Annotated in this window: 7 protein-coding genes; all 7 read right to left on the bottom strand. The window is 23.9% G+C overall.

All coding sequences use genetic code 11. The features are described 5' to 3' along the window. Window positions 1-5: 5 nt before the first annotated feature. The 7 genes from X275_RS11280 to X275_RS00695 all read right to left on the bottom strand — a co-directional run bounded on the left by X275_RS11280 (window position 6) and on the right by X275_RS00695 (window position 16,372). A complete protein-coding gene (locus X275_RS11280; protein ID WP_197072563.1) occupies window positions 6-1,994 on the bottom strand; it encodes a PQQ-binding-like beta-propeller repeat protein in 1,989 nt (662 codons plus the stop codon). A gap of 1 nt (window position 1,995) precedes the next feature. After that, window positions 1,996-5,898 carry a TolB family protein gene (locus X275_RS00720; RefSeq protein WP_047267078.1) on the bottom strand — a complete coding sequence of 1,301 codons (3,903 nt, stop codon included), beginning with the start codon at window positions 5,896-5,898 and terminating at the stop codon, window positions 1,996-1,998. Between the two features lie 188 nt (window positions 5,899-6,086). Then, window positions 6,087-7,295 (bottom strand): PQQ-binding-like beta-propeller repeat protein, encoded by a 1,209-nt coding sequence (locus X275_RS10935; protein ID WP_052913469.1) that lies wholly within the window; start codon window positions 7,293-7,295, stop codon window positions 6,087-6,089. 45 nt (window positions 7,296-7,340) lie between these two features. Beyond that, window positions 7,341-11,636 (bottom strand): hypothetical protein, encoded by a 4,296-nt coding sequence (locus X275_RS00710; protein ID WP_047267077.1) that lies wholly within the window; start codon window positions 11,634-11,636, stop codon window positions 7,341-7,343. Continuing rightward, window positions 11,633-14,050: an ATP-binding cassette domain-containing protein gene (locus tag X275_RS00705; protein ID WP_047267076.1), complete on the bottom strand. Its 2,418-nt coding sequence runs from the start codon at window positions 14,048-14,050 to the stop codon at window positions 11,633-11,635. The genes X275_RS00710 and X275_RS00705 overlap by 4 nt, the downstream gene beginning before the upstream one ends. After that, complete coding sequence (locus X275_RS00700; protein WP_047267075.1) at window positions 14,047-14,835, bottom strand: hypothetical protein; 789 nt, start codon at window positions 14,833-14,835, stop codon at window positions 14,047-14,049. The genes X275_RS00705 and X275_RS00700 overlap by 4 nt, the downstream gene beginning before the upstream one ends. Continuing rightward, on the bottom strand, window positions 14,825-16,372 hold the full coding sequence (locus X275_RS00695; protein ID WP_047267074.1) for an ABC transporter substrate-binding protein: 1,548 nt from the start codon (window positions 16,370-16,372) through the stop codon (window positions 14,825-14,827). Before X275_RS00695 ends, X275_RS00700 begins: the two co-directional genes overlap by 11 nt. Between the last annotated feature and the right edge of the window lie 13 nt (window positions 16,373-16,385).

Here is a 16,385-nt window from a genome sequence, read left to right as displayed (position 1 = left end):
AAGTTTTAATTGTCATCAACATTGCCAGTATGTTGTGGATTTGCATGGAACATTGGCCATAGTGTGTCTGCTAAACCGCCGTTATTTCCATTTATTGCATATAAATAGCCATCATATGAACCGACATATATTGCCCCATTCGTTCCTACTGCTGGGGAAGAGTATATTTCTCCTTCTGTTTCAAATTTCCATTTCAAAGAGCCATCAGGGTTTATTGCATATAAATAATTATCCCAACTGCCAATATAAATGGTACCATCTGTGCCTATTGCAGGTGAGGAATCAGCATATCGTCCAGTTTCAAATTTCCATTTCAAAGATTCGTCAGAGTTTATTGCGTAGATATAACCATCACCATTTCCAATATAAACTGTTCCATTATTTCCTAACATTGGAGAGGATATTATATTATTTCCAGTTTTAAATTTCCATTTCAAAGACCCATTGGGGTTTATTGCATATAAGTAATTATCATATGAACCAACGTAAATGGTGCCGTCGGCTCCTATTGCTGGTGAAGAGTATACAATTCCATTTGTTTTAAATTTCCATTTCAGAGATCCATCAGGATTTATTGCATATAAATAATTGTCATATGAACCGACAAAAACGGAACCATCCGCTCCGATTGCTGCAGATGAATATATCCAATTTCCAGTTTTAAATCTCCATTTCAGAGATCCATCAGGATTTATTGCATATAAATAATTGTCATATGAACCGACAAAAACGGAACCATCCGCTCCGATTGCTGGAGAAGAACGAATCAAAGCTTCTGTTTTAAATTTCCATTTTAATGTTCCATTATCGTTTATTGCGTAGATATAATTATCATCACTTCCGACAAAAATAGTACCGTCTTTTCCAATCGCAGGTGAAGAAAAAATACTACCATTAGTTTCAAATTTCCATTTCAGAGACCCATCAGGGTTTATTGCATATAGATAATGATCATCTGAACCAACAAAAATAGTGCCATCGGTTCCAATTGCTGGGGAGGAAGCTACCTTACCCTCAGTTTTAAATTTCCATTTTAATAATGATGTTGTAAAGTTAGCAATAGCGCTTTCTGCTATTCCCCCATATCTATCTTTTGCTATTATTTTCCAATAATATGTTTTTTCTACTTCTAAACCTTCTATTTTATATGCTATTCCATCATATCCTTCTTTCACTAATTTTAAATTATTTTTATCTTCTCCAAAATATATGTCATACTTTATGTTATGCCCGTCAATATCAATAGACTTCCATTTTAAAATAGGATTTAAACTTACATTCTTTGCATTATTATATGGTTCAATTATTTCAGGGGTTGTAGGTGGTGTGTTTTCTTTAGTTTTAAACTCCCAAATATCGCCTTCTGTTTTAGCACCTAAGCTATCAATACTATCTATTTTCCAATAATATGTTTTTTCTACTTCTAAACCTTCTATTTTATATTTTGAATCTTCATAATCTTTTGCTATTAGTTTTAAATTATTTTTATCTTCACCAAAATATATGTCATATGTTATATTATGCCCGTCAATATCAATAGACTTCCATTTTAAAATAGGATTTAAACTTACATTCTTTGCATTATTATATGGTTCAAGTATTACAGGCGTTGTAGGTGGAGAATTTTCTTTAGTTTTAAACTCCCAAATATCGCCTTCTGTTTTAGCACCTAAGCTATCAATACTATCTATTTTCCAATAATATTTTGTTATTGGATCTAAATTATCTATTTTATATGTATTTTTTTTATAATCTTTTTCTATTAATTTCAAATTATTTTTATCTTCTCCAAAGTATATATCATATTTAATATTGCTTCCATTTTCTATATCGTATCCTTCCCATTTTAATGTTGGATTTAATACTATATTTTCACTGTTATTTAATGGATAAACCTCTGTAGCTTTTAATGGTGGATTGTTGTTTATTATTCCGCCAATTAATCCTCCTGCAACCATTGCTATTAGTAATGTGAGTACTATTATTTTATCCATTTTATTCACCTCTTATTATAATATTTCCTTCAAAAATATTTTCTTTTCCATTAAATCCTTCAAAATATGTTATATATTCGTATTTATTTTTCATTATTAATCCGAAATTATTTAATGATATTGCTTCAATACCAGAAATTTTTATTTGTTTATAAATTTTGTTTTCAAGGTCATATAATATATATTTTTCCGAACCAGATAATTTTAATATTAAGAAATTATTAACTGCTGCTATATGAAAGTCTTTGTCAATTAAATTATTCAAAACTCTTGAGTTTTCTTCTGTATTTATATCCAGAATATTCAATGTTGAATCTTTATTTTTTTCGTTAGATATATATATTATTTTGTCTTTAACAAAATTTATCTGGTTCTTAATTAGTTCTGATGAATTTGTATATTTTTTTACTTTGTTATCTGCTATGGAATATACATAAATATCGTTATTATATATGTATGTTATTAGATTTTCAGTTATAAATTTTATTTCGGTTATAGGTTTATCTGTTGAAAGTGGGAATATTTCTTTTACCTTACTTATTTTTTTAAGGGTTAAATCAATTTTTCCATAGTAAAGTCCAGCATTTGATATCCAAGCTATGTTATTTCCAAATATATCAAAATCTGTTTCGTTATTTTCTGATTCCATAAGTATATAATTTGTTTTGTTTTGAAGATTATATAAATATATATTATATGAATTATCTTTTATCATTGTGTATAGAATCTCCTTATTATTTAACCAATAAAACTGATATATAGAATATTTTTGATCTTTCCTTTTCCTTATAGAAGTTGTTCCAATAACTTTAACACTCTTATTTTTATTTATTTCATAAATGTTTAATGAGATATTCTCGTTTGATAATCTAATATATACAATATGTTTTCCGTCTGGAGAAATTTTTGGTTCGATGATCTTTTCCCGAGTATCTGCTTCAATCAATATTTTTGAAATATTCAATTCTACATTTTTGATTTTTGAAATTTCTAATTTTATTGGAGTTACGCTTTTATCAGATTGATTTTTTAAATTGGTTTTGGTTGCTTTTATTGTTGGTTTAATATTTGTTGAAGTAATAACTTTATCAGATTGATTTTCTGAATTTTTACCATTAATTGAATAATTTTCAATAGTAGTTTTAGTTGCATTTTGCGTTTGTTTAATATTTTCTGATTTGGTGTGTTCTAATGTTTTTTTAATTATATTTTTCTGTATTATTTTCATATTCAACTCTTTTAATTTTTTGTTTTTATAGAATATTTGTACTTTCACCATTGTGGCTTCTTCTGATGGTATTAATATAATATTATTTTCGGTTAACTCTAATTTCAAACCACTAGTCTTAAATTTTATTTCGTCATTAAATGTGGTTTTTATAGTATTTTTATTTATTTCTTTTACATAGATTCTATTATTAAATTTGTCAAAAATTTCAAAATTTAATGTTTCCTTATTTTCAATTTCTGTTTTTTCTGGATATAATTTTATGTATTCAGGAGATGAGGGGATTATAAAGAAATATTCATTATTGCTTTCTATATTATTATATTTTAGATTCACTTTATAAATTCCAAATCTTTTCTGATCATATTTAGCAATTATACGATTGCCCGAGATTTTATATGGAATTTTCTGATCATTAATAAATAAATCTAATTTATCTGAAATATAAGAAGATTCTATTTCAATATTAGTCTTTCCTATTTCATATACTTTTCTTACAAGTTTTATTTTTATTGATGTTGCTTCTGAGGTTTTCTTTGACGTTTCAGGTGATGTAATTATTTCTTCTTTTTTTTGAATAGTTGAAGAAATTTCTTCTGATTTTGTAGGAGTGCTTAATTGTGTTTTAGTTGATAATTTGAAATCGGACACAAGAGTTTCTTTTTGGTTTATTTTTATAACCCAATTTCCCAATTCAAGATTTTCATATGTAGCCATTATTTCTCCAAAAGAATGGCTTTTTTCAGGGATAACTTCTATATATTTTTCTGTTCTGTTGATGATTTTTAAGCCTTTTGATTTGAATTTTAAATTTTCTTCTGAATGTTTTAATTCTATATCAGCTTTATCGAATATTTTATAATAAATTTTTGTTTTTTCATTTTCTTTTATTTCTGTATATTGGGAGTAAAAATAAATTTTTGATATTTTACTTGGAACAATCTCTATAAAAAAATGATTACTCTCAATATTATTTAGTTTTATATAAATTTCATTTTTCCCATGTGTAAAATAATTTTCTGTATTTTTTATGATTATATTTTTCTCTTGAAGTTTTTTATCATTATCTAATATTTTCTTATTATTTGCGTATATATCTAAAGGTAGATAATTGAAATCATTTTCAATACCATTTATTTTAAATTGTTTTATAGGTATAATCAATGTTGTTGCTGACTTAAATGATGAAGTTTTAGGTTCAATGAAAATTTGTGTTTGAGTTGTTATCTTTTTTATTTTTATTTCATCTGAAAGGTTTTGTTTCAATTCTTGATTTATTTCATAGTTATCTATTTTTACTGGTATTAACTTTATTATTGTTGCATTATTTGAACTTGGTATATTTGGTATATATAGAATATTTTCATTATATTTTATTCCATTTTCAAATTTTATTTTCTGAGGTATATATTCATTGTTTTGTTTAGTTCTGAATTTTATATTTAAATCTTTAATTTTATTATCTTCGACTAAAAAAGGATCTTTGCTTTCAATATTTATTTTAGAAAATTCAGGTTGTACTATTACTTGTATATCTTTTTCATCTAATATTTGTTTTTCGATTTCATTCGATATTTGATCTTTTTTTTCATTTTGTATTTTATTTTCTTTGTATATCTTTACTTTAATAATATAATTACCAAATTTGGAAAAATATAAACCTTTTATAGTTAGGTTTGAAGTGTTTGTTTTTTCGTTTTTTATTTTTTCTGATTTATTACCATTATTTTTATAAATTGTGAATTCACATTTTATGTTAAGTGATTTCTGAAATGCTTCTAAATCTTCTATTTTTTCATTATCTATTTCAATATCATAATTAAAATTCACATCTTCAGATTCATTTATAATAAATTTGTTTTTATTAAATTCTATTTTTACATTATCTATTTTCTTTATTATATAAAATGTGATACTTATAGTTTTTCTTGAAGTCAGTGTAAAAAATTTATTATCCATTTCTATTTTTTTTAATTTTAATTTTGTTGTTTCTTTTATTACTTCATCGAATATTACGTAAGAATTTGAATATTTTGCCTTATACTCTTTAGACGTTTTAGTGTCTTCAAAATAGAAAACTATATCATGATTTGCTCCATCATATTTTTTCATATTACTTTGTATTTGTACGTGGTCACAATAAAATTTTGTTGTTTCTTTATCTGAATATAAACTTTTCAAATTTGAAAAATTTATATTTTCAATATATTCTTTTTTGTCCAAAAGACCTATTTCTGCCATAGCACTAATACTTATATTAAATCCTGAATTTTTTTTATATAAAATTGTTGGTATAATATTCAATCTAAAAAAGTCTTTCTCAAAAAGATTAATGTGAAATTCTTTTCCAATTCCACCAAACAAATCACGTGATTTTAATATATCGTCTGCCCCGATATTTATAAACCAAGGACCCCAAGGAATTAAATCATAATTTTTAAGTTTTATATTTAGGGAAAAGTCTTTGGTATCTTTTAATTTAGCTTCGCCAATAATATAATTATTTGATATAGGACTAAATCCTATACTCATTCCGAAATAGTTGTTGAAATCATCAAATGAAATATTTTTATAATTAGTTTCAAAATTAGCAGATGTATTAATTTTTGCTATAAAATTTGCTTGTGTTAATATAGAAAGGGTTATGAGCATTATTATAAATATTATATTTTTCATTATATCTCTCCTTATTAAAAATCTTTAGTATTTTAAAAAAATCTATAATATATTATTTGTCTAAGTTCTTTTTGTTTTAATATAGTTATTTTGATTAAAATCAGCATATAGTGTTTTTATTTTACTTTTGTAATGTTTTAATTGTCATTGACATTGCCAGTATGCTGCGGATTTGCATGGAACATTGGCTATGGTGTGTCTGCTAAACCACCGTTATTTTCGTTTGTTGCATATAAGTAGTAATCCCTACTGCCAACATATATAGTCCCGTCACTTCCTATCACTGGTGAGGAAGATACATCCCACTCTGTCTTGTACTTCAATTTTAATGTTCCATCTCCGTTTATTGCATATACATAGTTATCCCAACTGCCAATATATATAGTCCTGTCACTCCCTATCGCTGGGGAAGAGAATACGTCTCCTCCTGTTTTGTACTTCCATTTTAATAATGATGTTGTAAATTCCCATATTTCTCCTTCTGCTATTCCACCATACCCATCTTTTGCTATTATTTTCCAATAATATGTTATTCCTAATTCTAATTTCCTTATTTTATATGTTGTTTCTTTATAATCTTTTTCTATTAATTTTAAATTGTTTTTGTCATTCCCAAAATATATGTCATATATTATTTTATGTCCATCAATATCTTCTGATTTCCATTTTAATATTGGAGTTAAACTTACATTCTTTGCTCCATTATATGGTTCTATTATTTTTGGTTTTGTAGGTGGGGTGTTTTCTTTGGTTTTGAATTCCCAAACATCTCCTTCTATTATTCCACCATACCCATCTTTTGCTATTATTTTCCAATAATATGCTGTTATCGGCGTTAACCCTTCTATTTTATATGTTGATTCTTCATAATCTTTTTCTATTAATTTTAAACTGTTTTTGTCTGCTCCAATGTATATGTCATATGTTATTTTATGTCCATCAATATCAATAGACTTCCATTTTAATGTTGGATTTAAACTTACATTAGTTCCTCCATTTTCTGGTTCAATTATTTCTGGTGTTGTTGGTGGAGTATTTTCTCTGGTTGTAAATTCCCATATTTCTCCTTCTCTCTTTGCTCCTTTACTGTCTATACTATCTATTTTCCAATAATATGTTGTGGTTGGTTCTAATCCAAGTACTTGACATTCATTTTTTGTTATTTGATCTTCAATTAAACTCATATTATCTTTGCATTTTCCTACGTGTACATCATAATTCAAATTGCTCCCATCTTCTTCATCATATCCTTGCCATTTTAATGTGATTTTTAACGGTATTCCTTCGCTATAATTTATGGGATAAACTTCTAATGCTTTTGAAGGTGCGTTGTTATTTGTTACACATCCTGAGAGTATTAGCGTTATTAAAATTAGTATCATTATTATTTTTTTCATTTTCCCCCATCTCTTATTTTATATGTTGAGTTTTTTACTACAATATCAAAAATCTTCATTATTTAATTTTAATTGCTCTATATCTATTAGAATTCCATCGAAATGTTTTTCTCCTTGAATATTATTAAAATCATCAATTTTAAAATGTTTAATTTCTTTGGAAGTTGAGTTTTTAAATATTATTTCAAGATAATAATCCACTTTTTCGTATAAATTATTTAATTTTATATATAAAATATTTTTTCCACCTTTAATTATTTCTGAATGTACTTCGCAATTTTGAATATATTCAATTAAATATTTATAATCTTTTATAGAATATATGGCTCTAACATTTACACTTTTTATACCTTGTGTATATGGTAATTTTAATAATACATTATTTTTAGTTTTAAACTGTGGTATTCTGATATTTTGTGGATACATTATAGGTATTTGTGTTTTATTTTCAATGTTAGAAATGAGATTTAATATTAAAGGATATCTTTCATTATAATAAGATTTTAATAGTAAAAGTCCTTTTAAATTGAAAGGTGTTTGAATTTTTTGATAGTAGTAGTCTTTTATAATATTTATTTCTTTTTTTCCGTTTGGATTAAATATTAATGAATTTGTTTTTGAATCGAATGATAATTCTTCTGATTTTATTTCTAATCTATATTTTTCTTTTGAAATAATATGATAAGTTTGATACATTTGAGCAACTTTAAAATAGGAATGTTCTATATCTTTTTCATATTTTGACAAAGATAAATCTGAGGTAGTAAAAAAATGTTTATTTAAAATTTTATTTCCTTCGAATGTTTTTGAATTTATATATATTTTTACGAAATTTAACGGTTGATTACCATTTATTGTTTCTTCAAATAATTTTAAAATTTTTAGTTTTTTAAAGCCAGGTATTTCAAATTCAAGTAAGTGATATCCTCGAGGAACAAAAAATTCTGCTATTTTACTGGTATTTCCATAATATACTTCATGACCATCTAAATATATTTTCATCATTCTATCTTTATCTTTTATGTCGAACTTAGTTGAGACATTTACAAAGAATTGAGGGATTTTAATTTTAAAATATTCACGGTTGTTCTTTTCTGATACTTCTTTATTGATCCCAATTTTAGATAATTTATATCCATCTTCTATTGGAAATACCATATAGAAATTATATGTACCTTCTGGTAGCTCTATATTGCCATTTTCATCAAAATAAACTTCGGTTATAGGATAATAATTTCCTTTAAATGTTTTACCTTCAACATAAATTTTTTCTAATTTCATGTTTGATTTTGTTTTATCATTTTCTATCATTATTTTTGTTTTTATTAATTTTTCTTCAATTAGTTTATCAAATGTTTTTTTGGTTAAAATTTTTGCGGGCTTTATACTTTCTTCATATATAATATGATTGTTTCTTATCAATTTGATTTTTACAATATTTCCCCATTCGAATAATGGTATTTTTACATCTGCATTTGATTCATTGGCAAATGTTTTTATATAATAGTCATTAATAAATAATTTAACTCCAAACAAATCTTCACTTAAATTCCCAAACATATCTTCAATTTCAAAATTCATTTTATAATCAACAATGTCTTCACAGAATTCAATTTTTTCTTCAATATTATCACCATTATTTAGGCTTATATAGTAATTAGAAAAATCTCCCTTTAACGGTTTAATTAGCAAATAGCCTTCATTAAAAGGTATTTTTCCATTATATATATATTTAAAGTTTTTATATGTGGAGATTCCAATAAATAAATTTTCTTTAAATATAGCAAATGGTACTCTTGATTCAAGGTATATTGATTTGCTCTTTTTGGTGTTTGGTATTCTAACATCAAATATTTTATATATATCATTATTTAATATTCTATTTCCAGCAATTTTAAAAGATGAAATCTGATAATTATTCATAAATAATTTTAATTCATACTCTGAAGAGTCATCAATCCTGATGTTAGAACTATAATTATTCTTTATGACTGTTTTTATACTACTATTATATATGTTTTTAAAATCTATATTTTTAGAAGTATAATTATTAATGTTTAATGTTATATTTTCATCTTTTAATTTTATTTCTTCACCACTAAATTGTTGGAAACCACTATAAGATATATATATTGAATTATCATATATTGGGGGTGTTTCTATTTCATATTCACCTTTTTGATTGGTATAAAAGGTATATGTATAGGTTTTATTGTTTACTTCCATATAAACCTCTATTTTTACAAATCTCATATTTTCTAAGGTTTGATTAATTAAAGAATAACCTTTTGATATGAATTTTAATTTCATTTTCTCCCCATATTTTCTTATTTGTGGATATTTAATTTCTACTTTTTTCAATATAGTTTGTATCGGCTTTATTCTTAAATAATTATATGTTGTGTTTTCCCCCCATATTTTTTTCTCATTTGATAATGTATAAGCAGATATTAACAAAATATAGTTATTTCCTATAAATTTATCATGATCAAGTATATTAATAATTATTTCTCCTTGTCCTTTATTATTTAATCTTATTTCTTTCTTATAAGTCAATATATCATCAATTTCTGCGTCTGGGTCGTCTTCGATAAATATTTTAGCATTTACATTACATGTGTTTAAAGGCTTTCCGTTTAAATCATAAACCATTATATTTACTTTTAATGTTTCATCTGTGCCACTATAGTTAATAGTCTTATTTTTTATAGTATAGTTATAATAAAATGTATTTTCTGAAGTTTTTACTTTAGTTTTTCCTGGAATCTTTTCATTACTGCCTTCGCCTATAGAATATTCTGAAGTTTTTACTGTGTTAAATTTTATCTTAAATGGATTTTTTACAATTTGGATATATGGTATATTTTTTATGTATAAAGATATATATTCATTATTCTGTAGATTTGGAATTTGAACATCTATTTTGTATGTATCACTTTCTAAAGAATCGGTGAAGATAAAAAATCTTGCAATTCCATCTTTATCTGTTTTTGTATTATATTTATAAACAATATCTCCTTTTCTATTTTTTATATAAAAAGTAATATCTTCATTAACTATTTTTTTCCCGTTTGAATCAACAACTTCAAATTCAAAAGGATTATTATATAAATCAGAAAGAGAAATTTTGAAATTTTTATTTTCAAAATAATTTATATTAATTGGTTTGAAGGAAATTTTATTCTTTACTTTATAAAATTTTGTTAATGAACTATCATCGACTTTTATATTTAATGAAAAAGTACCCAACTCTGAAGTTGGTAGATCCAATTCTATTTTCTGATTTTTATTATTTAATTGAAATTTTTTATATAATTTACCATTTATGTTAACGTAAAGAATGGATTCTTTAAAAGGATCAAAATATTTATATTCTGTTATTACTTTTATTTTTTTGCTTACATTTTGCTCGGTTTTATATGAAAAGTTTTCTATTTTAATTGTAGGTTTGTTGTCATATACAATAAATCCTATCTTTTTATATTTCAAATCGAAATCTGAATTTAAACTATACAATTTTATATCATATAATCCATATTCTGATGGATACCAGGTTATATTTGCAGTTTCACCAGATAATATTTTTTCGAACAAAACTTTTGAATTATGTATAATTTGCATCTTATATTTTATATTTTTATTATTTTTACTTTCATTTTTTATATTTATATCTACTGCCGCGCTTTTTTTAAATCGATATATACTATTTTTTGATAAAACGTTATTGAGTTCTATTTTAATTGGGATTAGCTTTTTATTAAAGTAAGATAATTGTACATTATAATTTGAAAGTGTTGTATTTTCAAATGTAGAACCTATTGAAAAGCCAATTCTAAATAAATTTGCTCTTACACCAAGATTGAAATAAGGTATTGAACTTGCTTCAAAATCATAAGGAATTGTAAGAAAAAATTCTGTTCCATATAATTTGGTATATAATAAAAAGTCCAAGCTTTTCTTGTTTGTTGTATAAATAGGTGTATTTATTCCAAATCCGAAGCTTTTATAATCTAAAAAAATTATTGTATTGAATACCGAATTTTTAAATGCTTCCATTTGAAAATAAGGAACAATTGAAAGATTTCCCAAAGTAAGTTTATATCCAGCATCTATTTTATAGTTAAAAAGGTTAACATTAAAATCATTAAAATTCACTCCTGGATAAGCAGATATAAATATATTTTTTATAGCTAATTCAGCACCAAGACCATAATCTTGGTTGTATTGAAAAGAAATGTTTAAATCTTTGTTTAATGTTGTCATGAACAATGATTCAAATTCAGAAAACATTAAAGTACTTATTAAAAGTAGAAATACCATTACAATAACCTTTTTTTTCATATTTTCTCACCTCTAAATATTTTTATTTTTGCCTTTTTTAAATCGTTTTTAGAAAAATGCAATGTGTTTGAAAAAAGAAATGAACTGTGAGATATAATGAGTAATATATTATTATTGTTAGTTTCCCTAAAATTATATATTTCTCTAAATAATATTATAATATTATTATAATCCAAAGAAGCGGTAGGTTCATCAAGAATCAGTAATTTTGGTTTTTTTAGAATGCTTTTAAATATAAGGAATCGTTTTTTTTCACCGTAACTTAATTCATAAATTCTTTTCTTTAAAATATCTTCAAAATTTTTCCCCTTATATAATTCTTTGAATTCTTTATAAAAATCTGTATAGTTTATATTAAAATTTTCTTTTAGATCTTCAAGGTATTCATAAACTTTTCTATATGGATTTAATGCTTTTTCAGGATTTTGAAAAACATACTCAAGGTATTTTAAAAGAAATATATAATCTTTATTTTTTATACTTTTTAAATTTAACCTTTTGTTATCTATAATATATGCAATATCTCCATCCACATTTTTATTGTGGTAATTTATTAGTATGCGAGCTAATGTGCTTTTTCCTGTACCGTTATTTCCGTAAATAATTCCTAAGTTTCCTAAATTTAATATTTCATTTATATTATAATTTATTTTCTTTTGAGAAAATTCTATTTTTTTGAGATTTAATTTTATAAATTCTTCTTTATTTGAAATTGTTTTATAAATCTTATTCATAATATCATTCATTTTATTTTTAAATTCATTTATATCATTTTTTATTTTTGCCATATTTTCTTGCATATCTTCAAAAATGTAAATAAATTTATCATCGTTTCTTTCGAATTTTAAAATTTTATTGAAACTAATATTGTTTTGGTGGTCTATAAGCATTTCTACTTGATGTGTTATCCAGAAAAGTATAGATGTGTCGTTTTCTTTTATAATATCAAAACTTTTCTTTATATATGATAGAACATTAATTTTGTTTAATGATGCTGTAGGTTCATCGCAAAATAATATTCCAGGATTGTGACTAAAATTGGTTAATGCAATTTCAAAATTCCACATTTGTAAATGACCCTCATTTTTTTCATAAACATAATTTTTACAGTTTTCATTGTAATCTGGCAAATTATAATTCTTGATTTGTTTATATGCGCCAAAATCCTTTATTTGTTTATTTAAACTAAAATATTTATTAAAAGATTTTTGAGGATTTTGAGAGATATATTCTAATAGTCCAGATTTATATAATAATTTTCTATCCTTTTGATTAAAGATGTTATAGGTACCCTGATCAGTTATATATAAGATTTCTCCAGTATATTTAAAATTTCTACTCAAAAAACCACTTATTGCATTCATAAATACAGTTTTACCAATTCCTGATTCGCCAATTAGCAAAACTTTATCTCCTTTATTAAATTTTATATTATCAATTTCAATTATTTTTTTTGATGTTATATTGGAATATATTTTTAGATTTTTAACTACTATTGAAAAAATGCGAGATGGAATTTTATTACTTTTCATATAAGATTTACCATTAAAAACTTCTAAAAGATATTCATCATATTTTCCTTTAAGATTTATTTCAGAAATTTGGGATATAAAATTAAACATATAAATTAAAGATATTAAAAACAGAAAAGCATATGTCCCTGCAATTAATGTGTATATAATATAATTGTTTGATAAGTATTTGTACATTAAAAATATGTCGTATAATTTATAGAATAGACTTCCAAAAGTTGGTATAAATATATTAGTTAGTCCAGCAAATCCAAGTATAGATTCAAAAATAACAGATGTTGCTATACTCCATCCAATAGCTGTAATATATATTGGTAAGATGTAAGGGAAATAGTCTTTTTTTAAAATTTGCATATAACTATTTCCATTTAATAGCGAAAGAAATGTAAAATCTTCTTTATTTAATTCATCTAATCTGTTTCTTAATAAAAGTGAAATTCTCGGAGATACTATTATTCCTATAGCTATGCTTAAACTAATTATATTTCCGCTATAAAAATTATATATAAATAATACTATAATAAGCCCAGGTATAAGTAATATTGCGTTTATAATTTTTTTTGAAATATAACTATTTTTTATTGTTCCTAATATGCCTCCTAATATCATTGAAATTAATCCGCTTATAAGTATTAATATGTTTTCATTTTTAGAAACGGTAGATAAATCATATAAAGATCCTTTTATTATGTCAAACAAAGAAAATTCTTCACTCCTACTATTTCTTGAAATTCTGGCGGAATGTTGTGTGTTTTGACTTAATTCGTTTTCAATTATTTTTATATTTCTGAATTCATCACCATCTACATAAAATGATCCATAAATTGAAATTATTATATGAAATAATAAAAATAAGATAGAAAATATATATTTCTTTTTCATATTTCAATCCCTTCTTTTTTATAACGTTTTTCTATTATTATATACATTATTTCTATAAATATTGTTGATATTAAAAATATAAATGTTCCTATTCTCATCAAATTAGAACTTCCAGAAATTTCGAAAAAAGTATAGAACAAATAAGCTATTCCAGGAATTTGAGCTTTGATTTCAAGAATGGCACTATACGTGATAAATAAAGGGACTTCATAAATAAAATTACTTAAAGAATCAAGACTTATACTAATGAGTATATATAAATATTTCCTCAATTTTTTTATGTTTCTAATCTCTGTAATTCTGTTAAATATACTCTCTTCATACAAAAAGTAAGATTTTCTTATATAATGATTAGATATTCCCAAAATTCTTATAGTAATAATAACCCATATCAAAACAATGTTTATAATTATCCCCTTAAAATTAGAAGAAATATTAAGGGTATATCTTCCATTAGTTATTATCAACAAAAAAAGAAATAAAACGGATTCTGGAAAGAGGGATAAAAAACTAAAATCTATTTTTTTTAATATAATGGCTAATACTCCACCAAAGAAAACACCAAAAATAATAGGAACAATAATTAATGAAAGTGTAATTAATAAACTTTTAATAATTTCTAAATTACTTATTTGATAATTTTGATTAAAAAAATTTTTAATCATTAAAATAAACTGTGAAAAAAAGCCATTTATCCTTCCTGTTTTGGAAAGATGGATTATTAACATAGTTAAGAACCATAATAAAAAGATAGATAATATTTTTAATATTTTTTTAATTTTCATTTATAACCCTCCACTCATCAATGTTCATAAAAGGACGTGAAGGTACAATAAAGTCAAAATCATATATTTTACTTATTACAAGACTTTTTTGTAATGTAAATAACCAAATATATGGAATCTCTTCATGTAAAATTTTATGGATATTTTTATATTTTGTCGTTATTACAATTGGATCCAACTCAAAGGATGATGGACCTTCAACTTCTTTTATCAAATTATACAATTTTTCATTTTGCTCTTTTGAATTATATTTTCCAAAATTTAGATATCCATCAGGTAAAAGTAAAGGGCTTATACTTGTTAAAGTTTTTGCAGAAGAATACTCAACTATAGCCATATCATATTCTCCATTTTTTAATTTATTAAGATATTCGCTCCAAGAATATTTTTTTACATCAAGAATAATATTTATTTTTTTTAAGTTTTGCTGTATAGAAAAAACTACGTTATCCAATTCTTTATTTCCTTGTGGTTGGATAAAAATAAATTTTTTCTTGAATTTTACGTCTTTTAAATATTCTATAGCTTTTTTTTGATCGTATTCATATGGAATTATCTGGTTATCATATCCAAAAAATGTTGGATTGAATGGGCCACTAATAACCTTTCCGCCGCCTAAATATACGGAATCTAAAATACCTTCTCTATTTATTCCATATATTAAAGCACGGCGAAAATTTTTATTTTTAAATTCAATATTTTTATTGTAATTCAACGATATATAATAAAATTTATTTTCAAAAGATGGATAGATATTAAACCTTTTATCTCCTTTAAAATTTCTATATGCTTTTTCTGGAGGCACATCTGTAATTAATTCATATAGTCCAGAAATCACACCTTTTTCTATATTTTCATAACTAGGAGAAATACTAATTTTTACTCCATCAATTTCTGGAGGATCAGGATAATTAACATTTCTTTTAAAATAAATAGAGTCTCTTTTGAATGTTTTTTCTAATATATATGGACCGTTAAAATTCAAATCTCCCTTTTCAACTTTTTTAAAGTAATTTTTTGGAGATAAATATGTTCTATAGGAAACTATAGGGAAATCTAGTACAGAAAGTTTATATTTTGTATAAACTTTATAATCGACACTTAAACTCTTTTTAGACATTGTTTTAATTTTTGAAATAATACTTGTAATATATTTATAGGATGTGTTTATATAATCTGAATTTATAAGATTAAATGTAAATTCTATATCTTTTGAAGTTAATTCTCTACGATGATTATCAGACCATTTTATATTATTTTTTAATGTTACAGTTGTACGATATGGTGATGTATTATATTCATTTGCAAAAACTTTTTTTACTGGAGTTGTGATATCTCCAGCTGTTTCAACATTAAATATTCGAAACATTGGGGCATATATGAGGTCTAAAATTCTTAATGTTAAAATATCATCACTCAAATATGGTGCGAAATACTGAGGTCTACTTACTTCTGCATATTTCAATATTTTCCCATTAATGTTTAAATTAAATAATATTAGAATTACAATTAATAATATAAACTTATTTTTTTTCATTAAATCAACTCCT

The organism is Marinitoga sp. 1197 (assembly GCF_001021165.1).
Classification (GTDB): domain Bacteria; phylum Thermotogota; class Thermotogae; order Petrotogales; family Petrotogaceae; genus Marinitoga.
Note: the sequence above shows the minus strand (reverse complement) of the source record. Positions and strands in the feature narration are given on the sequence as shown.

What these genes read in the sequence shown, in the direction of transcription:
- X275_RS10935 (WP_052913469.1), bottom strand. Translation starts at nt 7,295, where the DNA reads ATGAAAAAAATAATAATGATACTAATTTTAATAACGCTAATACTCTCA.
- X275_RS00705 (WP_047267076.1), bottom strand. Translation starts at nt 14,050, where the DNA reads ATGAAAAAGAAATATATATTTTCTATCTTATTTTTATTATTTCATATA.
- X275_RS00720 (WP_047267078.1), bottom strand. Translation starts at nt 5,898, where the DNA reads ATGAAAAATATAATATTTATAATAATGCTCATAACCCTTTCTATATTA.
- X275_RS11280 (WP_197072563.1), bottom strand. Translation starts at nt 1,994, where the DNA reads ATGGATAAAATAATAGTACTCACATTACTAATAGCAATGGTTGCAGGA.
- X275_RS00710 (WP_047267077.1), bottom strand. Translation starts at nt 11,636, where the DNA reads ATGAAAAAAAAGGTTATTGTAATGGTATTTCTACTTTTAATAAGTACT.
- X275_RS00700 (WP_047267075.1), bottom strand. Translation starts at nt 14,835, where the DNA reads ATGAAAATTAAAAAAATATTAAAAATATTATCTATCTTTTTATTATGG.
- X275_RS00695 (WP_047267074.1), bottom strand. Translation starts at nt 16,372, where the DNA reads ATGAAAAAAAATAAGTTTATATTATTAATTGTAATTCTAATATTATTT.